This is a genomic window from Anabaenopsis tanganyikae CS-531, assembly GCF_029891675.1.
Taxonomy (GTDB): Bacteria; Cyanobacteriota; Cyanobacteriia; order Cyanobacteriales; family Nostocaceae; genus Anabaenopsis; species Anabaenopsis arnoldii.
Genome location: NZ_JANQDF010000062.1, coordinates 1 through 26,174 on the forward strand (window position 1 = coordinate 1; position 26,174 = coordinate 26,174).

The 26,174-nt window shown below is 44.2% G+C and carries 27 protein-coding genes; 11 read left to right on the forward strand and 16 right to left on the reverse strand.

Annotation, left to right across the window (positions count from 1 at the left end):
- Positions 1–1,123, forward strand: a 1,123-nt coding sequence (locus tag NWP22_RS06570; protein WP_280801649.1) for a DUF4114 domain-containing protein, incomplete at its 5' end; no start/stop codon positions are given.
- A gap of 141 nt (positions 1,124–1,264) precedes the next feature.
- Here the strand turns inward: NWP22_RS06570 and NWP22_RS06575 are convergent.
- Together NWP22_RS06575 and purE are read right to left on the reverse strand one after the other, a co-directional pair.
- Positions 1,265–2,221, reverse strand: coding sequence for a hypothetical protein (locus NWP22_RS06575; RefSeq protein WP_271733793.1), 957 nt, complete (start codon positions 2,219–2,221; stop codon positions 1,265–1,267).
- 105 nt (positions 2,222–2,326) lie between these two features.
- A complete protein-coding gene (purE, locus tag NWP22_RS06580) occupies positions 2,327–2,845 on the reverse strand; it encodes a 5-(carboxyamino)imidazole ribonucleotide mutase (protein WP_271733792.1) in 519 nt (172 codons plus the stop codon).
- 142 nt (positions 2,846–2,987) lie between these two features.
- Between purE and nagA the strand changes: the two genes are divergently transcribed.
- Positions 2,988–4,145 carry an N-acetylglucosamine-6-phosphate deacetylase gene (gene nagA / locus NWP22_RS06585; protein ID WP_280801650.1) on the forward strand — a complete coding sequence of 386 codons (1,158 nt, stop codon included), beginning with the start codon at positions 2,988–2,990 and terminating at the stop codon, positions 4,143–4,145.
- A 19-nt stretch (positions 4,146–4,164) separates the two neighbouring features.
- Here nagA and NWP22_RS06590 read toward each other — a convergent pair whose 3' ends face one another.
- Positions 4,165–6,246 carry a cation:proton antiporter domain-containing protein gene (locus NWP22_RS06590; RefSeq protein ID WP_280801651.1) on the reverse strand — a complete coding sequence of 694 codons (2,082 nt, stop codon included), beginning with the start codon at positions 6,244–6,246 and terminating at the stop codon, positions 4,165–4,167.
- Between the two features lie 427 nt (positions 6,247–6,673).
- Here NWP22_RS06590 and bchM point away from each other — a divergent pair, with 427 nt between their 5' ends.
- From bchM to NWP22_RS06605, 3 genes are all read left to right on the forward strand, one after another.
- Positions 6,674–7,360, forward strand: a complete 687-nt coding sequence (bchM, locus tag NWP22_RS06595; protein WP_271733789.1) for a magnesium protoporphyrin IX methyltransferase — start codon at positions 6,674–6,676, stop codon at positions 7,358–7,360.
- A gap of 141 nt (positions 7,361–7,501) precedes the next feature.
- A complete protein-coding gene (locus tag NWP22_RS06600) occupies positions 7,502–7,990 on the forward strand; it encodes a hypothetical protein (protein WP_271733788.1) in 489 nt (162 codons plus the stop codon).
- 18 nt (positions 7,991–8,008) lie between these two features.
- A complete protein-coding gene (locus tag NWP22_RS06605; protein WP_271733787.1) occupies positions 8,009–8,389 on the forward strand; it encodes a DUF423 domain-containing protein in 381 nt (126 codons plus the stop codon).
- Between the two features lie 152 nt (positions 8,390–8,541).
- Here NWP22_RS06605 and pruA read toward each other — a convergent pair whose 3' ends face one another.
- Positions 8,542–11,520: an L-glutamate gamma-semialdehyde dehydrogenase gene (gene pruA / locus NWP22_RS06610; RefSeq protein WP_280801652.1), complete on the reverse strand. Its 2,979-nt coding sequence runs from the start codon at positions 11,518–11,520 to the stop codon at positions 8,542–8,544.
- Between the two features lie 166 nt (positions 11,521–11,686).
- On the opposite strand from pruA, the gene NWP22_RS06615 reads away from it, so the two are divergent.
- The 6 genes from NWP22_RS06615 (at position 11,687) to NWP22_RS06640 (ending at position 16,496) form a co-directional block, all read left to right on the forward strand.
- Positions 11,687–12,667 carry an SDR family NAD(P)-dependent oxidoreductase gene (locus NWP22_RS06615; protein WP_271733785.1) on the forward strand — a complete coding sequence of 327 codons (981 nt, stop codon included), beginning with the start codon at positions 11,687–11,689 and terminating at the stop codon, positions 12,665–12,667.
- Positions 12,668–12,757: 90 nt separating this feature from the next.
- Positions 12,758–13,603, forward strand: coding sequence for a class I SAM-dependent methyltransferase (locus tag NWP22_RS06620; RefSeq protein ID WP_271733784.1), 846 nt, complete (start codon positions 12,758–12,760; stop codon positions 13,601–13,603).
- A gap of 93 nt (positions 13,604–13,696) precedes the next feature.
- On the forward strand, positions 13,697–14,335 hold the full coding sequence (ccmP, locus tag NWP22_RS06625) for a beta-carboxysome protein CcmP (protein WP_200988262.1): 639 nt from the start codon (positions 13,697–13,699) through the stop codon (positions 14,333–14,335).
- A 10-nt stretch (positions 14,336–14,345) separates the two neighbouring features.
- A complete protein-coding gene (locus NWP22_RS06630) occupies positions 14,346–15,152 on the forward strand; it encodes a pentapeptide repeat-containing protein (protein WP_271733783.1) in 807 nt (268 codons plus the stop codon).
- A 163-nt stretch (positions 15,153–15,315) separates the two neighbouring features.
- Positions 15,316–16,185: a DNA adenine methylase gene (locus NWP22_RS06635; protein ID WP_271733782.1), complete on the forward strand. Its 870-nt coding sequence runs from the start codon at positions 15,316–15,318 to the stop codon at positions 16,183–16,185.
- Positions 16,152–16,496 (forward strand): hypothetical protein, encoded by a 345-nt coding sequence (locus NWP22_RS06640; protein ID WP_271733781.1) that lies wholly within the window; start codon positions 16,152–16,154, stop codon positions 16,494–16,496. The genes NWP22_RS06635 and NWP22_RS06640 overlap by 34 nt, the downstream gene beginning before the upstream one ends.
- Positions 16,497–16,598: 102 nt before the next feature.
- Here the strand turns inward: NWP22_RS06640 and NWP22_RS06645 are convergent, their stop codons facing one another.
- The 12 genes from NWP22_RS06645 to NWP22_RS06705 all read right to left on the reverse strand — a co-directional run bounded on the left by NWP22_RS06645 (position 16,599) and on the right by NWP22_RS06705 (position 26,159).
- Positions 16,599–17,366 carry a phycobilisome rod-core linker protein CpcG4 gene (locus NWP22_RS06645; RefSeq protein WP_271733780.1) on the reverse strand — a complete coding sequence of 256 codons (768 nt, stop codon included), beginning with the start codon at positions 17,364–17,366 and terminating at the stop codon, positions 16,599–16,601.
- A 138-nt stretch (positions 17,367–17,504) separates the two neighbouring features.
- Positions 17,505–18,248 (reverse strand): phycobilisome rod-core linker protein CpcG2, encoded by a 744-nt coding sequence (locus NWP22_RS06650; protein ID WP_271733779.1) that lies wholly within the window; start codon positions 18,246–18,248, stop codon positions 17,505–17,507.
- Between the two features lie 143 nt (positions 18,249–18,391).
- A complete protein-coding gene (locus NWP22_RS06655) occupies positions 18,392–19,231 on the reverse strand; it encodes a phycobilisome rod-core linker protein CpcG1 (RefSeq protein ID WP_271733778.1) in 840 nt (279 codons plus the stop codon).
- 39 nt (positions 19,232–19,270) lie between these two features.
- On the reverse strand, positions 19,271–19,870 hold the full coding sequence (locus tag NWP22_RS06660; RefSeq protein WP_271733777.1) for a C-phycocyanin alpha-cysteine-84 phycocyanobilin lyase subunit CpcF: 600 nt from the start codon (positions 19,868–19,870) through the stop codon (positions 19,271–19,273).
- Between the two features lie 11 nt (positions 19,871–19,881).
- Positions 19,882–20,712, reverse strand: a complete 831-nt coding sequence (locus tag NWP22_RS06665; RefSeq protein WP_271733776.1) for a C-phycocyanin alpha-cysteine-84 phycocyanobilin lyase subunit CpcE — start codon at positions 20,710–20,712, stop codon at positions 19,882–19,884.
- Between the two features lie 10 nt (positions 20,713–20,722).
- On the reverse strand, positions 20,723–20,965 hold the full coding sequence (locus tag NWP22_RS06670; protein ID WP_271733775.1) for a rod-capping linker protein CpcD: 243 nt from the start codon (positions 20,963–20,965) through the stop codon (positions 20,723–20,725).
- A 38-nt stretch (positions 20,966–21,003) separates the two neighbouring features.
- Positions 21,004–21,864: a phycobilisome linker polypeptide gene (locus NWP22_RS06675; RefSeq protein ID WP_271733774.1), complete on the reverse strand. Its 861-nt coding sequence runs from the start codon at positions 21,862–21,864 to the stop codon at positions 21,004–21,006.
- A gap of 186 nt (positions 21,865–22,050) precedes the next feature.
- A complete protein-coding gene (gene cpcA, locus NWP22_RS06680; protein WP_271733773.1) occupies positions 22,051–22,542 on the reverse strand; it encodes a C-phycocyanin subunit alpha in 492 nt (163 codons plus the stop codon).
- A 59-nt stretch (positions 22,543–22,601) separates the two neighbouring features.
- Positions 22,602–23,123 carry a C-phycocyanin subunit beta gene (locus NWP22_RS06685; protein ID WP_271733772.1) on the reverse strand — a complete coding sequence of 174 codons (522 nt, stop codon included), beginning with the start codon at positions 23,121–23,123 and terminating at the stop codon, positions 22,602–22,604.
- Positions 23,124–23,752: 629 nt separating this feature from the next.
- Complete coding sequence (locus NWP22_RS06690; protein WP_280801653.1) at positions 23,753–24,682, reverse strand: RluA family pseudouridine synthase; 930 nt, start codon at positions 24,680–24,682, stop codon at positions 23,753–23,755.
- 367 nt (positions 24,683–25,049) lie between these two features.
- A complete protein-coding gene (locus NWP22_RS06700) occupies positions 25,050–25,259 on the reverse strand; it encodes a hypothetical protein (protein ID WP_271733769.1) in 210 nt (69 codons plus the stop codon).
- A 150-nt stretch (positions 25,260–25,409) separates the two neighbouring features.
- On the reverse strand, positions 25,410–26,159 hold the full coding sequence (locus NWP22_RS06705; protein WP_271733768.1) for a class I SAM-dependent methyltransferase: 750 nt from the start codon (positions 26,157–26,159) through the stop codon (positions 25,410–25,412).
- Positions 26,160–26,174: the final 15 nt, after the last annotated feature.

Below are 26,174 nucleotides of genomic sequence, written 5' to 3' on the forward strand. Positions count from 1 at the left end.
ACAAGGGCCACAAGGTCCTCAAGGTCCCCAAGGGCCAGACGGACAACCAGGCGCACAAGGTCCACAAGGTCCCCAAGGTCCTCAAGGTCCTGCAGGACAACCAGGTACTCCCGGACAACCAGGTACTCCCGGACAACCAGGTACTCCCGGACAACCAGGTACTGTAACTATCATCGACCCGAACACCGGAACACCTCTACAGCAACCCTTTGATACTGTCTTTAGATTCTCTGTCACCGGTGCAAGCCCCTCATCTCAGGTACTGGAGGTTGTGTTTGCGGACGGTAGAACTCAAAGTATTCTCACCACTCTGGGTGATGCCTCTGGCCTACCTGATGGTATTGGTTCTATCCTTAACGATCTCCAGTCAGGACTGATCAATATCTCCTCCGCGGATGGTAATGTGACGACGTTCCAATTGCGCCAGCTGGGAACTGGTACTATTACCCCCTTAACGATTGGTGAGGTTACAGCTAATGGTTTGACCCTGAGTGGTGGTGGCTTTAACATTGCTGCATCGGTTCTGGGCAGACCAGGAGATACAGAGACTGTAAAAATCTTTACTCAGAAGATTGAGTCCGCGAACGGTGAGGAACTAGAAGCGATTAGCCTCAACAACCTGGACACTTCGACTGTGACCGGGGATACAGTCACTGTTAAGGTGGATGCTACCCTGTACCGGGAAGCTGCTTTTGACAATCTAGTGGGCTTCTACTTGGCGGACAAAACTACAGGGGCTGTGGTTGATAAACTAACTGGTGACAGTATCGCTGAACTGGGCGATCGCAATGCCTATCTAAGTGCTGTGCGTGACAATGCATTATTGAGTGGTAGGGTTGGCAATAACCAAAGCACAAATTTAAGCAGTACCTTTGAAGTTAGCTCTAGTCTTGACTTGTCAGACTATGTGCTGCTACCATTCCTAGTAGCGAATGGTGACCTCAACTCAGTGAGTAATGATTTTAGTAACCTATTTGTCACCGGTGTAGATACTAACGTGTCAAACAGCAGCCAGATACAGTTGTTGGGTAACAATGTCTTCGGCTTTGAAGATATAGCCGGCGGCGGTGATAACGACTTTGATGACATGATTGCTCAGGTTCGAGGACTAAGCGTGGTATAAACTCGCAACCTGTCACAGCAGGTCTACGCCTACCTGTTTTGAGATGGCAGACCTGCTAACTAGGTCAACATAATTAGCAGATAGATATCCGTGCGAGTGTAACTTACAGTTACACTCGCATATCTACGTATGAGTTTAGTGCTATCTCTGTAAAAAATTAAAACTGTAACCAATACCAACAGCCAGAAGTGAGCCAGATTCAGTATTACTTAGAGCATCCCCATAGATCACCGCCACACTCAATGGTACGGTCTGCACAGGAATAAAGGAGGCTCCCAAATTCAACCCGCGACCGCTCCAGGCGGAACTTACGGCTACTTGGGGATGTACCTGGATACCCGCCCCCGCAATTACCCCAACGCCGGAATTAGAGTTAGAAAAGAAGGGAGCGCCGCCTAGACCCAAAGACAGGGTGACAGGTAAAGAATTATTAGGGCTTTGGGGTGTTAAAAGGTGATACGCACTAACTACACCATAAACACTAGAGGGAAATGTTCCCCCCGCGTCGTCACCATAGTTAGTAAAGTTATTCCATCCCACAGCTGCTGCTATTTGGGTGGTACTGTTAGAAACTAAGGAGCGATGTACTTTGGCATCAACTGAACCATTTTGGGCGAAGCTTCTAATACTCAGGTTATTGTAAATCACCTCTAAGCCTAGGGACTCTCTGGAGTTACCCAGGCCAAAACCAAGGGATGTACCGCCGTCAACCTCTGGTCTGACGTTATCAGAGGTTGACCCAGCAAGACTGATAAACATATCCCCCCAATTAGCGCCAAAAGCTGTGGGGATTCCAGCTGAGGCGGAAGGGGAATAGACCCGGCGCTGAATCACATCAAAAATAGGGGTAACTCTCAACTCCTGGCGTAGTTGGTCAGCAGACCTTTCGGGAGTTATCTGCTTAGTCCCGATACTGTCTACTAAGAGCATCTGTGCAGACTCCTGTGTGAGTTCTGAAGCAATTACCCCTAACTCAGACGTTGCTGTGACCGTGGGGGGGATATCAGGTAACCCAGCATGACTAGCGGTAGCTAAAAATGCTAGACTTCCTAAACTCAGACCCAGGGATCTGAAAAACCATAACTGATCACCTACCATGTAACTCCTCACTTTGGGGGTTTGAGTTGTTTGATTGATACTTTACCCCACTACTTTATACTTTGGTGGGTATGATTGTTACCCTGTTATAATTATACCTAAAGATTAACTTGATTGTTCTAAATATTGCTGATAACCCAACTGTTCTAGTTTGGCTTGCTTGTCCATGACTGATGCAGCTAGACTCTGGCGATACTCTTGAACCTGAGCAAGTAATTCTGGTTGGTGGGTAGCGAGAATTTGCACCGCTAACAGTCCGGCGTTTTTGGCGTTCCCTATGGCTACTGTGGCGACTGGGATACCGGCGGGCATTTGTACGATAGAATATAAGGAATCAATTCCTTGTAAGTTACGGGTAGCTACCGGAACCCCAATTACTGGCAATGGTGTTAAAGATGCTACCATACCGGGAAGATGGGCTGCACCCCCAGCACCAGCAATAATTACTTTAATACCTCTATGGTGAGCGGTTTGGGCATATTCAACCATGCGTTCTGGGGTGCGATGGGCAGAAACGATCGCCACTTCAGTTTCTATACCAAATTCGGCACAAACTGCGATCGCATCTTTCATAGTGGGTAAGTCGGAATCGCTACCCATGATAATACCAATAATAGGAGCCATATATTAATTGCTGTGAGAGGATGTTGTAAAAGTTATCATTAGTGTATCAAATCTTGTTTTACCCCACTTTCTCTGTTCCCCGTTCCCTGTTCCCCGTTCCCTGTTCCCCGTTCCCTGTTCCCTCTTCCCCCTCTTACTTATTATGAACACAGATAAATTTTTACCACCAGAGGTAGAGAATATAATTAATGCGCGAGTCCCTGGTTATGAAGGTTTACAGCGCATCTGTATTAACCATCAAGGGGTAGTTGAGGAAATTACCCCTATGATTCCAGGATTTTCTAGTTGTGGGTTTTCACTAGATGTCGGTGGTGATTGGATTTCTTTAGGTGGTGTTGATTTACAGATTAATGGTGCTTTAGGTTTAGCATTTCCGGAGTTAACCGGGGATAATTCCCATATATTGCCCAAGATATCCATTTTTTTAGAGGATATGGGCATAGATGGATATTTACCAACCTTAGTTACCACCTCAATAGATAATATACAGCGATCGCTGGGGATAATTGCCGATTTTAGCACCACTCAAAGGGTAGGTGCGAAGATTCTAGGAGTACATTTAGAGGGTCCATTTTTAAACTACCACAAGCGCGGCGCACACCCACAAGAATATTTACTACCTCTGACAATTGAGCAAGTCAAAAGAGTTTTGGGGGATTATGCCCAGATTGTCAAAGTGATCACCTTAGCCCCAGAATTAGACAGTACAGGGCAAGTAATACCCTATTTGCGTTCTTTGGGGATAATTGTCAGTTTAGGGCATTCCCTGGCGACAGCAGCCCAAGCAGAGGCGGCGTTTAACCAAGGGGCGACCATGGTAACCCATGCTTTTAACGCTATGCCCCCATTACACCACCGGGAACCGGGGTTACTAGGTGCTGCAATTACCCATCCTCATGTCATGTGTGGTTTTATTGCTGATGGTGAACACATTACACCCATGATGTTAGATATTCTCCTGCGCGCCAACCAGCAAAAACTATTTTTAGTCAGTGATGCGCTCGCACCCCTGGGGTTACCCGATGGGGTGTATCCTTGGGACAGTAGGGAAATAGAAGTGAAAAACGGTACAGCAAGGTTAGCAGATGGGACCTTATCCGGGACAACTTTACCCTTGTTGGTGGGAGTGCAAAACCTGGTCAAGTGGGGGATTTGTGATGTGGGAGGTGCGATCGCCCTAGCTACTAATGCACCCAGACAAGCTATGAATTTACCAGGAATAATTTCCCACCCCAAAACTGGTTTGTTACGTTGGCGTTGGGATGAAATTACCAAACAACTAACTTGGGAAAGATTATGAATTGTTGACAGAGCCGAAATCAAAGATGAGCTTCACCCAATAACACAATAGAACCGGTTAACTCTTCAATTACCTGAGTTGTGACTTGACTAACAGCTAATCCCCCTGTGGTACGATAACGTACGGAACGTAACACCGCTAAATCAAATCCTTGGGCTTCCCTAACTATAGTTTGAGCAACATCATCATCTACAATAGTTCGGATATGTGTATTTACCTTTAAGTGACTTTTAGAGACAATTTCAGTTAATTGAGTTGTAAATTCTTCTACTAAATTAGTAGGGGTTTTGCTGTTAGAGACGTGTAATAGTACAACCTCCGACTGATTCACATCAGCCAACATTTCTGCAAACTTCCAAGCGCTGATAGTTTGAGGTCTTAAGTCGCCAATGGGGACAATAATTCTCTCAATTGTTTTCGGACTTTTTACCAGACGAGCTACCGCGACTGGACAGTGAGAAGACCAGAAAACACTATCAATCACATTACCAAATAATCTGGCACGTAAACCTGTGGTGCGAGACCAACCCATCACGACTAAATTAGCATTTTGTTCTCGACTGGTGCGACTAATTGCTAAAGCTATATCATCATCAATGCGAACTGCTGTAGAAACCTGAACATTAAACTCGGCGCTAATTTCCTCAGCTAGTTTCAACCTTTGCTGACTTTGCTCTAGTGATATTCCTAATTGGGGGTCATCCATGTGAACATGGGCTTTATTAATAGCTAATGGTAAAATTTTTCCAGACTGATGTTGAGCTATTAAAGCCGCCATTTCAATTAAGTAGCGTTGGTTGCGGGAGTTATGTATTGGTACTACGACAGTGAATGGATGCTGAGTTGGTTCTAGGGGTTGTGCGTCATGATGTTCCCACCAAGTTGCTAAACTTTCTGTTTCAAAGTCGGTTTGCGGTACTTGTAATAAAGCTGCAAATCGAGCGGTAATCAATGGTGCCACAATTGAAGTAACTACCATGAGGACAATTATACTATTTAAGACACCTTCACTAATGAGCCTTTCACCAGCAGGGTTTAAGGCTTGATAAGCAACCAAGGATGCTGCTAAGGTGGCGGCTACTTGTGGTAATGACAATGACCACATTGTCAGCATTTCTACATTACTGTAGCGGTAGATTAATTTGGTCAAAAATGCCGCTATAAATTTGCTGAAAATTAAAGCTGTGACAATTACTAATGTTAACCAAATAGAACCGAGAGTTTTGATAAAGGCGGGAATATTAATTAACAGTCCCATGTCTACAAAAAAACAAGGGATAAATAGGACGCTACCAATAAACTCAATTTTTTCTTTAACTGGACTACGTCCTACAACATCATTGACTGCTAAACCTGCTAAAAATGCACCCACAATTTTTTCAACTCCCACAATCTGCGCTCCTACAGATGCGAGAAATAAAGCTAATAATATGAAGAGAAATTGATTACTTTGTTCATCTCCCGAACGGCGAAAAAATTCTTTACCAGCCCAATCAAAACCAAACAGGACAATCACAGAGTAAATTGCTAGTCCACCTAATAGGGTTATTAAACTCAGGGTAGAAAATTCTCCCCCATGAATTCCTACACAAATTGCTAATACTAATAAAGCAGCTGTGTCAGTGAAAATTGTCGCCCCTACTGTGACTGTGACTGCTTCATTCATCACCACTCCTAGACGGCTAACAATGGGATAAGCCAAGAGGGTATGGGAGGCGAGTAAAGAACCAATCAGTACAGAAGCATTCCAACTAAAGTTAAAAAATCTCCCGACTAAGATACCAGAAATTAAGGGTACTAAAAATGTTAATATTCCAAAGACAATTGAGCGATTTTTAGTTCTGCGAAATTGTTCTAAATCAATTTCCAAACCTGCGACAAACATTAAGTAAACTTTGCCGATATCCGAGAGTAAGTTAACGGTTTCTGAATCGGAATCTAAAAATTTTAGCCCATTTTGTCCTAACAATACACCTGCTACCAGCAACCCTACTAGTCCAGGTATTCGCAGTCGCTCAAATATAGGCGGAACTGTAAAAATTACTGTCAGCAGAATTGTAAATTGAATAATAGGACTGTCAGTTATAAAATTTGATGTCATTGCTAATCAATAAAGCTAAATGAGTAAATCAATTATGTATACTGTATACAGATATTTAAAAATCTCATGAAAAAATATGTTTTTGAATGTAGTGATGGCTGCAATTATATTGTATGATTATATCTTAATCTAAAAAAGCAGAAAAAACAAGAGAATGGGGGTTTAGTCAGATGATTGAGAAATAGAGAAGTGTCAATGAAAAACATCTAACCTACTCCTGGCTGTAATCAGCAGGCTTTTGCTGGAGATGAAGAAAAAATAGAATTTTATCTCTTGAATCTCCAAACAACCAGAGAAATCGGCTATTATCTATAGTTGGTTTGTCGTACATGAGGAAAAGAACTTCTAAAAAAAATCTTGTAGAGTATTCGAGGCCTTGGTATTAATGATAATTTTAAGGATTGGGAACACTTAAAGATTTAACTTTATGAACGTAGCTGACGATAAAACCATTGTTCGTGAGTATTTTAATTCTACAGGCTTTGACCGGTGGCGACGCATTTACGGGGATGGGGAAGTTAATAAAGTCCAGTTAGATATCCGCAATGGACACCAGCAAACCGTAGATACAGTTATTGGGTGGCTCAAAGATGATGGGAATTTATCAGAGTTATCAATCTGCGATGCTGGTTGTGGGGTAGGTAGTCTCAGCATCCCCTTGGCGGCAAATGGTGCTAAGATATACGCCAGCGATATTTCTGAGAAAATGGTCACGGAAGCTAAGGATAGAGCCTTGGCCACTTTGGAAAATGCCGAAAATACTACTTTCGCTGTTCAGGATTTAGAATCATTGAGTGGTAGTTACCACACTGTGATTTGCTTGGATGTTTTGATTCACTACCCCCAAGAAAAAGCCGATGAAATGATTTCTCATCTTTGTTCTTTAGCACAGTCAAGAATAATTATCAGTTTTGCGCCGAAAACCTGTGCTTTAAGTATACTCAAGAAAATTGGTAGTTTCTTTCCTGGACCGAGTAAAGCAACTCGCGCTTATCTCCACCGTGAGACTGATGTGGTGAAAATCCTGGAAAATAACGGCTTTGCAATCAAACGCCAAGCTATGACTAAAACTCGTTTTTATTACTCCCGTCTGCTAGAAGCAACCCGGAAATAAAATAGACAGATTTTACCTGAACTGCTGTTTTCAGGATTATGGTGGGTGAACCTGGCCTCACCCACCCGACTTGAACACCCTGGAAGCTTTTGACAACTCAAGCTAGAATCGCAAGCAAAGTTTAAAATCTGATGTGACACTATGAAAACTGCTGAAAAACTGGCTGCGGGTTGGTTATTGACACTGGGATTCATGTTTTTGACACTATCAGTTTCAGCGACACTTGAGAAAAAATCTGTCCTTAAGCCTATTTCCACAGGATATAATCAGGCTGTGGCAAAGGAGTTTATTAATCAACCTGCTGTTTATTACCTGGATAATACCGCCAGAAATGGGATGATCTTTGGTATACCCACAATGGTGTTAGGTGGTTGGTTAAGCTTGGGGTTATATCGTCAGAGCAAAAATGAGCAAAAAGCACTGCAGAAGCAACTAAGCGATCGCCTGCAATCCACTTTTTATCAAATGCTACAAGAAAATAACGGGCGCGTCACTGTTTTAGGCTTGGCGATGAATTGTCAACTACCAGCAGCTACAGCTAGAGAGTACTTAGATATCAAAGCTAAAGAATTCAATGGGGATTTTCAGGTCAGTGAAACAGGGGGGGTATCATATCATTTTGAGATCTAGAATCAATCATCATTAGCAATGGCACAAGTTTTTGTCAGCCTAGCTGCTGTTTTAGGCGGTTTATCCGTAGCCGCAGGTGCTTTCGCTGCTCATGCTTTGCGAGGTAAAATCAGTGAGCGATCGCTGGAAATTTTCGATACAGCCGCTCGTTATCAAATGTACCACGCTTTGGCACTTTTGTTAATAGCCTTACTAATTAGTCGTACAGCATCACCTCAACCCATGTTAGTAGCTAGTGGGTGGTTATTTATCATTGGTGTTGGCATTTTTTCTGGGAGCTTGTACGCCCTCAGTGTCACTGGTTTGAAATACCTAGGCGCAATCACTCCCCTGGGTGGTGTGGCTTTCATTATTGGTTGGGGTATTTTGGCTGTTGCGGGTTCGGGTTTGAAGTTCTAAGAAGATGTTTGTCAAGTCATGATTAGTGTATCGAATATTATTTTACCCCACCCTCACCTTTCCCTTTATAAGGGAAAGGTGACTGGATTTGATTGTTTCGGTGTGTTGGGTGTGTTCCCTGTTCCCTTCAACAAAGATAATTTTTGATTTTTTTATTCAGCGCCGGGGATGGGTGCAAACCCTTGGCGTTGAATGTTTTCCGTCACTGTCCGCGGTTCTAAGAATTGCAGCAGATAATCAGGCCCTCCAGCTTTGGAACCTACCCCCGAAAGTTTGAAACCCCCAAAGGGTTGTCTGGCAACTATTGCACCTGTAATATTACGGTTAATATAGACATTTCCTACTTCCAGGTCTGTCTGTGCTTGTTGAATGTGGGAGGGTGTTCTAGAATATAGTCCCCCTGTGAGGGCGTAGTTGGTACTGTTAGCTACTGCCAAAGCTTGGGTAAAATCTTTGACCCTGATTACCGCCAGGACTGGACCAAATATCTCTTGTTGGGCGATAGTGGCATCGGGTGGTACTTCACTAAAAATGACTGGACCGATATAATACCCCTGTGTAGGTGCGGTCATTTCCAAGGCGACTTGGGCTTGTGTCTTACCTGTGGCAATATATGCCAAAATGCGATCGCGTGCTTGAGCATCTATTACCGGTCCAACTTGGGTACTAGGTAACTCTGTTGCTCCAATATTCAGGGATTTTGTCGCTGCTACTAACCTCTGGACAAAAGTATCATATATCGGTTCGAGTACAATTACCCGGGAACAGGCAGAACATTTTTGTCCACTGTAACCAAATGCTGACTGTACTACCCCCACAACAGCTTGATCTAAATCAGCGCTTTCGTCCACAATAATTGCATTCTTCCCCCCCATTTCTGCGATTACTCGCTTCATGTGCTTTTGTCCTGGTTTCAGGGTAGCTGCTTCTGCATAAATGCGACAACCCACCTCTTGAGAACCAGTAAAGGCAATGATATGAGTCTCAGGATGATTTACTAAGTAAGCACCTACTTGGGAGCCTTTACCTGGTAAGTATTGGAATACACCTTGAGGAATACCCGCCTCTACTAAGATTTCTGTGAATTTCGCAGTAATTACAGAGGAGGTTTCCGCCGGTTTGAGCAGAGTACAATTACCTGCAACTAGCGCCGCAACAGTCATACCACAGGCGATCGCTAAAGGGAAATTCCAGGGAGAAATCACCACTGCAATTCCCCTAGGTTGGTATATATAACGATTTGTCTCACCTGCTACGTCATAGTTTACACCTTTATCTAGGCGTTCCATCTCCTCAGCATAGTAAAGACAAAAATCTATAGCCTCGGAAACCTCTGCATCTGCTTCCTTAACAACCTTACCCACCTCCAAAACAATCCAAGCTGCAAGCTCAGACCGACGTAACTCCATCAAATCAGCCGCCTTCCTCACAATCCTAGCGCGTTCGTGTACTGGTGTTTTCCTCCATCCTGGAAACGCGGCCTTAGCAGCTTGCATCGCCTCTTCTGCTTGTGCCACACTAATTAAACCAACCCGACCTACTACCTCGCTAAAATTAGCAGGATTGACCGAATCAATTAACTCCTGAGTATTCACATACTCCCCATTCACCAAAGGTAAATAAACCCGACCCAACTGTTCGCGCACCCCAGCCAAAGCCGCAGTAAACATATTTCTGTGCTCCTCCTGTGCAAAATCCCTATCCGCAGCACCCAGAAACCCCCCTTCTTGTTTGCGCCTTTGGGCTTTGGCCTCAGACTCGACATTTGGGGGTGCTAACAACTCCTCAATGGGGCGATTCTCGAGATTTTGCCGCAAAAAGGAACTATTAGCTGTATTTTCCAACAACCGCCGAATTAAATACGCCATCCCCGGTAATAACTCACCATAGGGACAGTAAACCCGCACGCGATAACCTTGATTAACTAAGGCTTTAGCCAACTTATCCCCCATCCCATACAACACTTGCATTTCAAAGTGACGACGGGGGACATTTAAACTTTCGGCTATGGCAATAGCGCGAGCTTGCGATCGCACATTATGACTACCAATAGCAGTATAGACATATTGGTGATTTTCTAATAATAGCTGAGTAATGGCTTCAAAATTGGCATCTGTGGCGGCTTTATCGTTATAAACTGGCTGTGGCCAGTGTTTTTGTTCTGATTTAATAGTTTCCTGATCCCAATATGCACCCTTAACTAAACGCACTGTCAGGGGATAACCGCGCTGTTGTAACCAAGAAATTAACTTTTTCCCATCTTCTAGACTGTCACGCAGATATGCTTGGATGGTGACACCAATATCTGTACGTTGTCTAAACTCATCTTCTAAAAGTAACTTTTGCAGAATACTTAAAGTTAAATCTTTGTAGGCGTACTGTTCCATGTCAAAATGCACAGCTGCCCCTAAATCTTGCGCCCGACGTAATAAAATCCGAATGCGATCGCTAACTTTCTCCTCACTTCCTTGAGGGTCTAAAGGGTCAAATTGGGAATAAAACGCTGTTAACTTGACAGAAACCTGAACTTGTGGTATAATATCGCCATCAGCTTCATCAATAGCCCGAATTACCCCCCAATTCTTTGATGCTTCTATTAGTTGTTGCATCAATTCTAGATAGCGTTCTAGATAAGACTGGGCTTCAGTTTCAGTAATGACCGCTTCACCGAGTAAATCAATGGTGAAAGCCATTTTTTCTTTTCGCAGTCGTTCAACTGTTTTGATAACCTGTTTAATATTCTCCCCAGAAATATATTTATGGGCTAAAGTTTCCACAGCCTTAGAAACAGTTGTCGCCGCAACTTGTCCCGGCATAGAATCAGGGTGAGCAAAATTCAACATCCCCTTGAGGGCTGAAGGTAATTCTACAGATTCTGCCCCCAAATATTCTTGCAAATGTGCGGCAATTTCTGATTTACTATGTAAAGCGGGTAATGTGTCGATAAAACGAAACAATTGTACCCGTAAACCGGGATTACTCATTGCCCAGGTTAGCAGCTGATCATCCCAGCGCATCTGATCGCGTAGGGAACCTAAAAACGAGCGATTTTCTTGGGTAGCGACCAGAAGCTGTCGAGCAACTTCTTGAGTTTTAGCTTCGTAGGTGCTGGTTTGGGCTTGTAATACCACTGATAACTCCTTTGTTGGCAACTTCGGGACTGGTGACCACCGGATCAGAGCTTTTTTCCTGCCCTGTTTTCTGCTATGGTAGATCCTAATCCCTCTTTTTAGAAGGTGAGATGATTCAGTTTGTTTCTAAACGGTAAAATCTCAGATACCCATAACATCTGTAATCATGAAAAATCTTGAGGGAAAAGTGACTTTAGTCACAGGTGCAAGCCGGGGAATTGGTAAGGGAATTGCTATTGCACTGGGTGAAGCTGGGGCAACTGTGTATATTACCGGACGCAGTTTAGATAATTCTGATACTGTGGGGGGAATTTCCGGGAATCTGAATCATACCCAAGCCGCAGTTGAGGAAGCCGGAGGTATATGTATTCCCGTCCAGGTAGATCATAGCAATGATCAGCAAGTGCGATCGCTGTTTGAACGCATCCAAGATGAGCAACATGGACAACTAGATTTACTGGTTAATAACGCCTTCTCAGGAGTCCAGTCTTTACGAGAGACTCAAGGAAAATCTTTCTGGGAGTGTGAACCTGAACTGTGGGATAATATTAATAATGTCGGTCTGCGTAGCCACTACGTCGCCAGCATTTTTGCAGCTCGGATGATGGTGCAACGTCGCCAGGGATTAATTTGTACTATTTCCTCTTGGGGGGGTATGTCCCCCATTTTCGGTGTCGCCTACGGAGTGGGTAAAGCCGCCTGTGACCGCCTGGTAGCTGATATGGCGGTGGAACTTAAACCCGATAATGTCGCCTCTGTTGACCTGTGGCCGGGGATTGTGGGTACTGAGCATATTTCCGCCTTAGCAGATGAGATAGGATCAGAAAATGTGACTGACCCTAGAAACTCAGTCTTTGTTGACCGTTATAACTGGGAAACTCCCTTATTAACAGGGCGAGTGATTGCGGCTTTGGCTGCTGATGCGAATATAATCCAGCGCACAGGAAAAGTGCAGATAGTGGCAGAACTAGCCCAACAATATGGAATTGTAGACGAACAAGGCGATCGCCCGGCATCCCTACGTTCCCTCAAGTTTATTATACCCGCAGCCTTACCCGGAATCAGAAAATACTCGAATTTCATCCCAGATATTAAAGTCCCCTGGTCAGTGCTACTACTAACCAGACTTAGCTCACCAAAAATATAACACTAATCCTTATATTAAACTGAGATTTGTAACACTTGTCACAGCCTAGGCAATCATGGTAAAAATTGGTATTAGTTTTAACGAAAGTAAATGACTAATCAGCCAAAAATTATCTTACCATATTTTGACCAGTTATTTGAGGGCTTTGAAAAGAAAAATACCGAAGTAATTACGGGATTTGGTCTTCATGTACATTGGGGTTATTGGGAGAATCCCCCCACAGCCGATGGTTCCGCAGAAGACTTCGCATTAGCAGCAGAAAATTTAACTCGCCGGGTGTGTGATGCGGGTGGCGCGGGAGATGGACAAAAGATTCTTGACTGTGGTTGTGGCTTCGGTGGTACAATTGCTAGTCTAAGCGATCGCTTTGAGAATTTACAGCTAGTTGGTTTAAATATTGACCCCCGCCAACTCGCTAGAGCTAAAGAACAAGTTCACCCCCAAAATCATAACCAGATAGAATTTATAGAAGGGGATGCTTGTCAACTACCCTTTGCAGATAGCTCCTTTAACCTAGTTCTGGCTGTTGAGTGTATCTTTCATTTTCCCAGTCGTCAAAGGTTTTTCCAAGAAGCATGGCGAGTTCTCAAACCAGAGGGAAAACTCGCCATCTGTGATTTTGTACCTCTCCAATTTGTCTATCCCTTCATGAAAATTGGCGGTAAATTGCTCAGTCCCTCCATTGGTAACACCTACGGACCTGTTGACAGCAGTTTCACCCTCAATGCTTATAGAAAACTTGCCCAAAGTACAGGTTTTACACCCATATTAGAGGAAGACATCACCCCTAATACCCTCCCAACCTATCCCCTCCTGAAGCGACTTCAGTCTGAGAGTGGTAATCAACAGTCAGCAAATTCCACAGCAGTTGCTGAATGGCTTAGTCGTTTAGGAATAGTCCGTTATGTGATTCTTTCCTATTGCAAGGATAAATGAGTAGGGATTGAGGGGTACTTAGGGTTATGGTAGTTTAGGATCACACTGATTTGCCAAACATAACTTTTATCCACATGACTGGAGAGCATCACCTTGGGAATAGAATTACGCAGTTTTGTATTTCTCGACAGCCTGCAACCTCAACATGCAGCCTATATGGGAACAGTAGCCCAAGGTTTTCTACCATTACCGGGGGATACATCACTGTGGATTGAAATTTCTCCGGGTATTGAAATTAATCGCATTACCGATGTAGCACTCAAATCCGCCTCCGTGCGTCCAGGAGTGCAGATAGTTGAACGACTATATGGTTTATTAGAAATTCATTCTAGCTCCCAAGGAGAAACCCGCGCTGCGGGTCAAGCGATTTTAGCAACACTAGGAGTGAAAAAAGAGGAATGTCTAAAACCCCGTGTAGTTTCTAACCAGATTATCCGCAACATCGATGCTTACCAGACCCAGTTAATTAATCGTACACGGCGAGGACAGCTACTGCTTGCAGGACAAACACTATATGTATTAGAAGTTCAGCCCGCAGCTTACGCCGCCCTAGCGGCTAATGAAGCCGAGAAAGCCGCCGGAATTAATATCCTGGAAGTGCAAGCTGTAGGAAGTTTTGGACGGTTGTATTTAGGTGGTGCGGAACAGGATATCCTCGCAGGTGCGGCCGGAGCATTAGCAGCGATTGAAAATGTCCCCGGTCGCCCCAACCCCCAAAGTGTGAATGAGTAAAGGAGCAAAAATGGCAAATCAAGAGCATCTGGCCTTACTCAAAGCAGGTGCAGTGACATGGATAGAATGGAAACAGCAAAATCCCCTGGTGAAAGTAGATATTAGCGCCGCCAACTTACAAGGAAACAACCTCAGAGGCGCTCACCTCCAAGGGGTGAACTTAAATAAAGTCAATTTAAGTCATGCTTTACTGGTGCGAGCCAACCTGAGTCATGCTGACCTCAGTGGCGCTAACCTGCACCAAGCCAAGCTGATAGAAGCTAATCTCATGGCGGCTAACTTGACCGTAGCTAATTTGAGCGGTGCTACACTTACCCAAGCGGATTTAAGTGATGCTCATCTGATTGGGGCTGACTTGAGTGGTGCAAATCTGGAAGGGTCGATCATTGCTGAGGCTAACCTAATTGGAACTGACCTCACAGACGCTAACTTTAGAGATGGTGATTTAGGTAAGGCGCAGTTAATCAGAGCTAACCTGAGTTTTGCAAATTTCATTGCAGCGAATTTAATTGCTGCTGATTTAAGTGAAGCTAATTTATACAACGCCCAATTAAACGGAACTTATCTTTATCAAGCTAACTTTTACAAATCTAATTTACACCAAACTCACCTGAGTGGAGCTTACCTATTACGAGCCAACCTCAGTGAAGCTAATTTGACCGGTGCTAATTTGACATGGGCTAATTTAACAGGGGCTAATTTAGCAGGGGCTAATTTAACAGGGGCTAATTTGAGGGGTGCTAAACTCCAAAATGCTCACCTCAAGGGTGCTATTCTCAAAGACACAATTATGCCGGATTCGTATAAGTGTGATTAGCCAAAATTCACATCAAAGCCATCGGTTGATTCTCTCAATCAAACATCAGTACCAAGATACACAAATGTTTCAGGCGATCGCTATAATTTAAGTTACATATAGAATTTGTAAATTATTTAGCATAAGCACCACTTTTGGAACACTCTATTAGAGGTCGGCTCTGATGGCAAAAAAAATTGCATTTGGTTGGTATGGTGGTAAGTACAGTCATTTAGACTGGCTTTTGCCATTGTTGCCCAAAACGACTCACTATTGCGAACCGTTTGGGGGTTCTGCAGCGGTGTTGTTAAACCGGGAGCCTGCACCTGTGGAAACCTATAATGATATTGATGGGCAGCTAGTTAACTTCTTTCGGGTGTTACGTGACCAAAAAGATGAACTTATCCAGGCTATTGGGTTAACACCATTTTCCCGTGAAGAATTTCACATTGCCATTAGTAATGATCACGAAGGTGTATCAGATTTAGAAAGGGCTAGACGATTTTTTGTCCGGGCGCGACAAGTAAGAACAGGGTTGGCACAAACCGCCAGTGTCGGACGATGGGCACATTGTAAACTCACTAGCAGGGCTGGAATGGCTGGTGCAGTTTCTCGGTGGCTCGGTAGTGTTGAGCATCTACCAGAAATTGTGCAACGGTTGCTGCGTGTGCAAATTGAAAACGACCAAGCAACTGATATTATTCAACGGTACGATAGTCCAGAAACTTTATTTTACTGTGATCCTCCGTACCCTCACGATTCCCGTGGGGATAGCAAAGCTTACGCTTATGAAATGACCGATGACGAACATCGACAATTGGCAGGGGTTTTGCGTTCAGTTAAAGGTAAGGTTGCCCTTTCAGGCTATGATTGTACGTTGATGCAGCAACTTTATGATGATTGGAACTGCATCAAAGCGCCCCTGAAGCATTGCCATTCCGTCAAGGAGTTACGGCAAGAAATACTTTGGGTAAATTATGACTTGCCAATTTCCACCCTCACTATTCAAGAAATAGCTCCATGTCCACCACCCCACCAGCTATCCTTGATGTAGCCTTGCAAATAGCCGAAGCATCAAATCAAGCCCTTGTAACTGACCCCAGCATCGCTGAAAAAATCGATTATGTATCGCGCTATGTAGGTAATCGTGCTGTGGTTCGTTTGTTACTTGCCTGCTCTTTAGCAGCAATTCACCGTCCGGATGTCGATATCCGCAAGCCTTACACTGAAATAGGCACACCAGATGCTTACTCTGGGCGCTACTACGATGAACGTTATATAGGCTTTTTTGGCTTTGAGACAAGCTGCCGAAAGTGCAAGGGAGTTTTGAGGAGTCAACAGCTACTGGGTCTAGTTTCCACTTAACATAACGCCAAAGTCCCAGAAAAACTGTAAACCCGTCGTCACATGAAGCCAAAAACCAGACCCAGTATAAAATTTGAGTTTTAGACAGTTAGATATTTAATCTTAGCGTCTACTACCACTACGGTAGGGAACCGCATTGAGATAATCAATATCAAATGCAGAAAGCTTTTGCGCATAGTTGCCTTTAGCACCAACTGCTGCTGCCATATCAGCATATTTGCGGGGGTCACCTTCTGCCAGGCGTTTTTCTTGGAATTTGCGGGTATAGAACTTCTCCAAGGTGAAGCGCCAATCGGTCTGAACCGTACCGGCTTTTTCTTGGAAGTCTTCGCCGTAACGAGGTGTGACCAAGTTGTGGGGACGACCTTCCATGCGTTTGCGCTGGTAGGGTACGATATTATCGCCAAAGTTTTGGGTATATTCGTCACTATCTACTAAAGCATCCACAAAGCCGCCAAAACCCTTGGTAGCAATGACAATTGACCAAGCAATTTGTTCATCTTTGTTATAGGAAGCACGGCCTAATAAACGCTTCAGGGTGATGTCTACTAAACGGTAGTTGTTGTTGACACTGACAACTAAACGATAGAATGCTTCAGACTTAGCTAAACCTCTGATGAAGTCACGCACAGATAAAGCACCGGTTTTGAGTTGAGATTCCAGAGTTTTTTGGCGGTTGAACTTGAGAATTTCATGTTCACTGAAGACTTGGCGATAAGCAGCCCAAATGATGCTCTGGATATCAGTGTAAGAACTGACATCTTCAATCCGGTAGATATATGGTGTATCTTCATTCTGGTCAGCTACACCAAAGCTGCTGACTCGGTTATTTTGGGTGGTGGGTTTGTACTGAAGTAATGGCACAGACATACTGGGTTCTTCCTCTGATTAATTATTAAACAAAAAGCTAGCTGGGAAAATTCAAGGAGGCCTGATTCCCTATGTTATTGTCCCGCATTATGTTGATAGATACAGCTGATTGGGCAGCAATTTACTATCAACAGGTATTTATCCCAGGGGGAAATTGGCGCTGGAATTGATGGAGATGGGTATACCTTGGGGTTTGGTATCCCTTGTCATGTCGGGAATTTGGATGCTAGCTAGGTTAACTGGTGTAAATTTGAGTGTCTTAATTTCAATGGAATTAGCTAATTCCATAAAGTTCTTGATGTCCCCTGCTTTATAGCGGGCTTCTTCCAATTTGTCGCGCCAGTAATTACCGTAGCGGGGTGTGACTAAATTAAAAGGTCTATCTTTGTAGCGCCGGCGTTGGTAGGGAACTATGTTGTCGCCAAAGTTGCTTTGATACTCTTGAGAGTCGATTAAAGCATCGACAAAACCATCCCAACCCAGGGTAGCTATTTTGATTGACCAAGCAATTTCTTCGTCTTTGTTGTAGGAAGCACGACCTAAGAGGCGTTTGAGGGCAATTTCCACAAGACGATAGTTAGAGTTAGTCTCTACTACCAAATTCCGAAAGGCTTCGGACTTAGCCAAACCCCGGATCAAGTCGCGCACAGTAATAGCTCTATTCTTGACCTGAGATTCCAGGTTAGTTTGGCGATAAAACTTGAGGATTTCATGCTCACTAAAAACCTGGCGATAAGCGGCCCAAATTAATTCTTGGAACTCACTATCAACAGAGCAGTCTTCGCTGCGGTAAATCCTGGGAGTATCCTCATTGGGGACTTCGTAACCAGCAACGCGCTGGTTTTGGGAACTAGGTTTGTATTGTAATAAAGGAATTGTCATTACAGTTGCTAATATTCAATGATCAATTGTATGGGTCCTAACTACGGACTGCAATTTTCCCAGAGATCACATAAATCAAGTGTGTGATCTCTGTCCATGGGTGGTTTATACTCCTATGGATCGAGCCATGACAAACTCATGCCTTAATTCGTGGGATTTCCGGGAATATAACGATAAGGTAGAGCAACAGCTACAGGTTTGACAGTGGGTTGAGGCGTACCGACTTCGCGGGAGTTGTCGGGAATCTTGATATCTTTGATTTGGGAGGTGACGGTAGCCACTGTTCTTTGATAGTTACGTTCGCCAGTGATCATTTTCCCGGCCATGTCCATGAAATTGGCAGGAATCACCCGACGAATCTCCTGTTTACTAGCAACCCCTGTGGTGCGGGCGGTGTAGAAGGAACGACCACCCAAAGATTCTAACATCATGCGATCGCGCCAGTAGGAACCGTAGCGGGGATTAACTAAGTTAAAGGGTCTGTCTTTATACCGACGGCGTTGGTAAGGAACAATATCATCACCAAAGTTCTGAAGATATTCTTCACTGTCTAACAGGGTATCGATGAAACCGTGTAAACCTTTAGTACCAATCACAATTGACCAAGCAATTTCTTCATCTTTGTTGTAAGCGGCCCGTCCCAAAAACCGCTTTAAGGTGATGTCAACTAAGCGGTAGTTGGTGTTGATATCTGCTACTTGTGTGCGGTAGACTTCGGACTTACCCAGACCCCGGATAAAATCACGGACGTTAATTGAGCGATTGCGCAGTTGGGATTCCAGGAACTTCTGGCGGTTGCTGGCAATAATTAAGTGTTCGCTGAAGATTTGCCGATATGCTGCCCAAATAATGGCATCAATATCTTTATCTGAGGTAGCATCTGACAAGCGATAAATGGTTGGTGTGTCTTCGTTGGGTACTTCGTACCCTTCTACACGTTGATTCTGGGTGGTAAGCGCATAATTTAGCAGTGGTATTGACATATTTACTTTTTTCCTGTTTTATGATATTGGAGGCATGAGTTATGAAATGGCTAGTTGCACACGAGCGCGAATTGCCTTTTCGTCGTCAGTAGTTAACATCTGCTGGAGTCTGGTGTGGATGGGGGGCTGCAAATCGGGGATTTGAGCCAAAGCCTGTAGACCGACTACCGCAGCGTAACGGATTGACCATTCTGAGTCTTGGGAAATCAACAGCAAGGTTTCTAAAGCTTTTTTTAATGCTGTCTCCCGGTGGGGGGAGTTAAGTTGATGCCAATGTAAATTTCCCAGACCCTGAGCCGCAGCCCGGCGAACACTGGGAGCAAAGTCTGTGGCTGCTGCTGTGATTAAAACGTCTAATGCACGGGGGTCGCCGATCGCCGCTAAGGTGCGAATAGAATAAGCCCGTGCGCCGTAGTTATAATCGTCAATCTGGGATAACAGTTGTGGTACTGCTGTTGCTCCCATAGCTGTTAGTGCAGCCACGGCCACTGTTGCAGCTGTGGGGTTGTTATAACCAAATACTGCGATTAATGTGGGAATGGCAGCAACATCTGGGACTGCTGCCAAGTTTTTTACTGCCGCCACCATTTTTTCTGGTGTATCTGCCAGGGCGACGGCACGGATTAGTTCATCAGTCACGTCGCGCTAGTTCACAAAAGTGAATCCATTAAGTTCATCACCTGGATGGCATGGTCAGAAACGGATAGGGCTTCTGACTCTGGGGTGAGTTGATGCTCTAGCAATCCTTTAAGGGCCATGAGTTTAAAGCTATTTTCTGCCTTGGTGCTGGCGATCGCCTCCGCTGCTCCTATGTAGCCAATTGCGCCCAAATCTCCTAAGACCAGGCGGCGCAACTTCAGGTCTTCACTAGACAACATTTTTACTAACCTCTCCCCATAAATGGGGTCTTGTGTTAGTTGGTACATTGCTCTAGCTGCGGCACAGTTTACTCCTGGGACTTCATGCTCTAAAAACGGTGAAATCAAAGAAATAGCCTCAGTTGCACCAATAGCTCCCAAGGCTTCTATTACCGCTTCATAGGGCTGGTTGAGATGAGGGCGGCCGGGTACTTGCACTGCCTCGGCTACACCTCCAGCTAGCATTTTCATGAGTGCGGGTGCTGCAGTTTTCTCCCGCAGTTTTTGCAAAGATTGGGCTGCTGCTTCCCGCACATAAAAATCAGGGCATTCCAAGCACTTAATTAACCCTGGTATAGCTGTATTATCACCTAACTTCCCCAATGCTCTGGCTGCGTTGCGCCGCAGTGGATAACCTCCCATTTCTGTTCTGTCAGCTTCATCCTCTAAGGCTGCAATCAAGGCATTGATCACATCTGGGTGGCGGACGCGAAATTTACCCAGCCACCAAGCTGCGTAATAGCGCAGACTTAAATCTGATGATTGCAGGTTAGCCAGTGCTAACTCTGGTGTCAACTGAGGCGCGGTTTCTGCTGAATATTCTGACGCAGTGGGTTCTCTCATTGCCAGGATATTAGTTTTCTATGGCGCTCAATGGGGAAATATTGATGATTTTGCCACCTAGGCGGTTAATCCGTTGCATTTCTTCATTCATCCGACTGTATGGCACTGTGATAAACACACTACCACTGCGACGGATATCGAATTTATTCTTGTCAGTTTCTGCGTTTTGGCGCAAGCCTACAACTTCATAACGAAATACTCGGCTGGCCGATGAAGAAACGCTACCGCCCCCAAGTGTGGTTTGACCGAACATTACTGCTATATCTCCTGTACGATGTGAGTAACCCTACCTTAAGCTGAGGTGATGCTGACAATTTTGCCGCCTTGTCGGTGGATTTGCTGAATCTTGTCAGAAAGTCGCTCGTAAGGTACGATAATTGCTGTACTGCTCCGTCTAATACTGGGATAACCAGGGCCACGGATTGCTGTTACTTCAATGCGGTAGACGCGATCGCCCGTACCCACTGCATTTCCTAAAGCCTTTTTGGGAGCTACATCTGAAGCAGCACGGAAATTCCAGTTATCGTTGCTGCCTGATGGCCCTACAATTGAAGAGGCTTTATTGCTAGCTAAATCCTGGGCTAAACGGGATTTAGCACCTTCTACCTGAGCGCGATCGCTGTTGGCATAACCCCGGTATAAGCGGAATAGACGGGTAAAGCCTACTGTTTTTTGCCCTGGTTGGGTTTCAAACCCACGATAATATGGGACAATATGATCACCGAAGTTATTTTGGTACTCTGGTGAGTCAATGTAGGAGTCAATTTCCGCGTCGTAGCCTTGGCTCTGGTACAAATCTAAGTGGTAAGCCACCTCTGATTCATCATAGGGGGCGCGACCCAGGAGATGTTTGTAGTTAAGTTCGATTAACCTGGTTTGGAAATTGGGATAAAAAAACTTAGTTTTGTAGAGTTCTGACTTGGCAACGCTGCGGACAAACTCCCGCACTGTCAGGTTACCATCTCGCAGGAGTGATTCAGCGCTTACCAGACGTTCCGACGCCATCAAATAGTCGTTACCCAAAACCTGCCGATAAACAGCCCGGATTACAACTTCAACTTCATCTTTGCTGGCATTGGGGCGCAGTTCTAATCGAGGTGCATCACTAAAAGGCTCTGTTCCTAGCCTGGATGCTGCTGCTGTAATTGCCATTTTGCTTCACCTGTTGATTTGCATTTCGGCTATTTTTACCGAGTGCCGAGTTTACTAAAGCTTTCCAATAAAACTTTGCCCGGAGCCAGATCCAACTGCTAGATGAGTCAGAACGGTTTTTTGGTTAACCTCAAAGCGTGACTCACTCCATCCAGAAATTGCATCCTTCCCCGGGCAAGAGACTATCTAGCTTAATGCGTTGATAGCATAGTCAAAGTAGGTATTAGCTTCGTTAGCAGCTTGTCCACTCAAACCATGATTAGCTTTCATGTATTTGATTGCTTCAACGTACCAGCTGGGGGACAAATCAAAGGAGCTGTTGATTTCAGCCAAGCCAGCAATCAAAAACTCATCCATGGGTCCAGTACCACCAGCAACTAAGCTGTAAGTAACAATGCGTAGGTAGTGACCGACATCACGAGCGCACTTAGCCTTACCACGGCTGTCAGCAGCAAACTGAGGCCCTGGTGTTTGGGTGGTGTAGGGGAATTTTTGGTATACAGCTTGGGTAGCACCATCAATCAAGCTTTGGGCGTTAGAGGTCAACGCGCGAGCAGCTTCCATGCTAGCAATAGCACGAACATAACGACCGTTAACTGCTTGTAGTTCGGTGTTGCTTAAGAAACGTCCTTGGGTATCCGCAGATGCGATCGCTTCGGTAATTGGTGTTTTAACCATCTTCTAAAATCTCCTTCGTATTTCGTAAATTTTTTTGGTACTGGAATTTCTCAGTGATATTAAGCAACAGCAGCCGCAGCACGGTCAAAGTAGCTAGCTACTTCAGAGATCAACTGGCTGCAATCACCTTTGGTGATCCCGTTGGGATCGTTAGCCACAGCTACAGCAGCATCTTTCATCTTTTGCACGCCAACAGCCACAGAAGATCCAGGAGTTCCCAGAGCTTGGTAGGTTTCGCGCAAACCATTCAAGCAGCGATCATCAAGAACACTAGCATCACCGGCTAAAATTGCGTAGGTGACGTAACGCAAGATAATTTCCATGTCACGCAAGCAAGCAGCCATGCGACGGTTGGTGTAAGCGTTACCACCAGGAGCAATCAATTGGGGTTGTTCTTCAAACAAAGAACGAGCTGCGTTGGTCACAATAGCTGAAGCGTTGCTGGTGATGCGGTTAACAACGTCTAAACGCTTGTTGCCTTCTTTAACTACGTTGGTTAAAGCGTCTAGTTGCTCGTTGCTCAAAAACTCGCCTCTGGAGTCAGCTTGAGAAACTACCTTGGTAAATACGTCTAATGTCATGGACTTTAATCTCCTAATTCCTTAGTTCTGAGATGTCTAGATTAAAACTGGCAATGTTTTATCACTTTGGGGATGGTTGACAACAGACCCGATAGCAAACTGCTTGTTTTGATTTGTCTGTTTCTTCCCTCAATACTAGATTAACAAGTATTTATGAGAATCTGGGTTAATTTTATGAGAAACCCGCAAATTTGAATCAACTCATTGCTTGGTTTGACTTTGGTCTGTTATTTCCACCCCTCAGAATATGTTTATACAATGCTATAGATTCTTTATTTGTTACAAATTATGAATAAATAAGATGCGGGAATAAGAACACCCTCAAATCCTTTACATACAAGCAATCTAACTGAGTAAATGGGAAATTTTTCGCAACATTACTTCATATTTCCCCCTCCTAGCCCAAGAAATCATCAATTTTATATTTTCTTAATTATTGCAGAATGCAAGTAAATACAGGAGATTAGTCGTTTTGTCTGTAATTCGAGGGTATGGTGTTTTTATTAAGAGTTGTTAATTTGAACTTGGGAAAATTTACCATAACTGGCTAAAATTCATCTGTCCAAGGGAAAAAACAGCGGAAAAGTTTACAAATCTCAATATTGAGGAGGGGGGAGAGTGTCAAAACTTCAGGACTCTACTCGTCGGCGGAGAATTTGCACTAAGGTATTAAATGTCGCCGGGGGGGTAGCGGTGAACGAGATCCACTCCTGAGAAACTGGATGTTGTAACTTGAGTCGCCAAGCGTGGAGTGCTTGACCGGGTAAGTTAACGCCCAGAGAACGACCAGAACCATAAACAGGGTCGCCGACAATGGGATGACCTATCTGGGCGCTATGGACACGAATTTGATGGGTGCGCCCGGTTTCTAACTGAAAATGGATTAATGTATAGTTACCCAAGCGTTCTGCTACCTGCCAATGAGTGATAGCAGACCTACCGCCTTTTTCTATGGGGACAACGGCCATTTTCTTTCTATCTTGGGGGTGGCGACCAATGGGGAGGTCTATCATACCATCAGCGGTTTTGGGCGCGCCGTAAACTACACCTAAATATGAGCGCCGTGCAGTTTTAGCCTGGAGTTGTCCTTGCAGGCTATGATAGGCTATGTCAGTTTTGGCGATCGCGATCGCCCCTGTGGTATCCTTATCTAAGCGATGGACAATTCCCGGACGTTGAACGCCGCCAATTCCAGGGAGATGGGGACAATGTGCTAACAAAGCATTCACCAGAGTACCATCAGGATGACCGGGAGCGGGATGGACAACTAAACCAGCGGGTTTATTCAGGATCAGTAATTGGTCATCTTCATAGAGGATGTCCAAGGGTATATCTTGGGCTTGTAGTTCTAGATGGGTAACTTCTGGTATTTTTATACTAATGCGATCGCCTGGTTTCACAGGAATTTTTTTAGTTGTGCATACCTGATGATTGAGTTTTACATTACCCTCGACAATTAATTGCTGGATGCGAGAACGGGATAACTCTGGTAATTCTTGGGACACATAGCGGTCAAGGCGTTCCCCTGCTGTTTCGACTTCTAAATTAAATGCGATCACAATTGTTCATCTGAAACTATTAGATAAATTCCCCTAGAATGTATTGTTCATGCTATTGGTGGAATTGAAGACCATATTAAGGTAATTTTTATTCCCCTTAAATTATCTATTGCCGAATGTGTGAAAATGTGAAAGGGAACTAGCGGTTATTATTACAAAGATTCATTGCCAAACTTACCACAAAAATCACGGAACAGATTTAGAACAACCTTCACCCCACAGGAAAACACCATAATCACCAAACACAAAACCAGTCGGTTTTTAACCGACTTAAGCTTTCAGACAGGGAATTAATTCCCTGTCTCCGGTGTGGATAACTATCGCCAAAACATCCCCTCTAGGGTAGGGATTCTGGGACAAAACAGCTTTATTGGGGGCTAGTTTTCCACTTGGTTGCTAGTCTCACAGCCCATATAGTTAATGCAGATGCACAGATAACTGCCAACCATGACCCCCAAAAAGGAAAGGTAACTGTACCAATGGCAATTGACCAGTGATTAACCAGTCGGATAAAATGTGATATTGCTACTAAGGCAAAAATCACTGCGGAAGTTAACAGATATGCTTTACTAATCATTTCCAGCCTCCCTTTGATTTTACTTAGGGATTGTGGCCTTTTAATTACAAGCCATGCTTTTATTGTGCATATAATCAAGGGGTTTGATTGGGAAATCAGCATATTTGCAACAAATATTCACAGTCCCACAGATAGAAGCCTGTGGAAATGTCAAGAATTTTGCATTACGTAAAACACGTAACCGTAATATTCCGAATACTGGCGATAAAATTCAATCTCCATTTTTTCCATTTCGATTACTTCCATAGCCTCCAAATCATCTAAATATTCATTTTGTAAAACCTGTAGTTTTCTTTCTAAAGGTTCATAGTAGTTCCACCAGGCTGACTGTGGTAAGACGAAGTAATCTATGATTTTATAGCCAGTATTGGCGATGATGTTTAAATTACCAGCAACATCATTCATGGGTGGATAGGCCTGATCCCAAAAGTCCTTTAATGCTTTTGGTGGGTCTGGTCGCAGCCATGTCAATTCTGAAGCTGCTAAATAACCTTTATTTTTCAGGAAAACTTGCCATTGCCTTAATCCTGTTTCAAATCCAATAATATATATTGAACCTTCCGCCCAAATAACATCAAAAGTTTCCGGGGGGAAATCAAGATTAAACATATCAGCTTGGACTACAGTGATTTTTTTTGATAATCCTTGATTGATTACCCTTTGTTTGAGTTCTTCCACATAAACATCATGATTATCGATCGCCATAATTTCCCCATTGGTCAGATGGGCTAAATCCACAGTTTGCGCACCTGGTCCACAACCAATATCTAGAATTTGCGGATGTGGCGGTAAATCAACCATCTTGACAAAAGCACTTTGAGTATAGAGATAATCACCCGGCCCTTCCCTGGGTAAACCTTGATGGATTTGAAAAAATACCTGTTGCTGTTTATTATTCATGTTTAATTAGATATG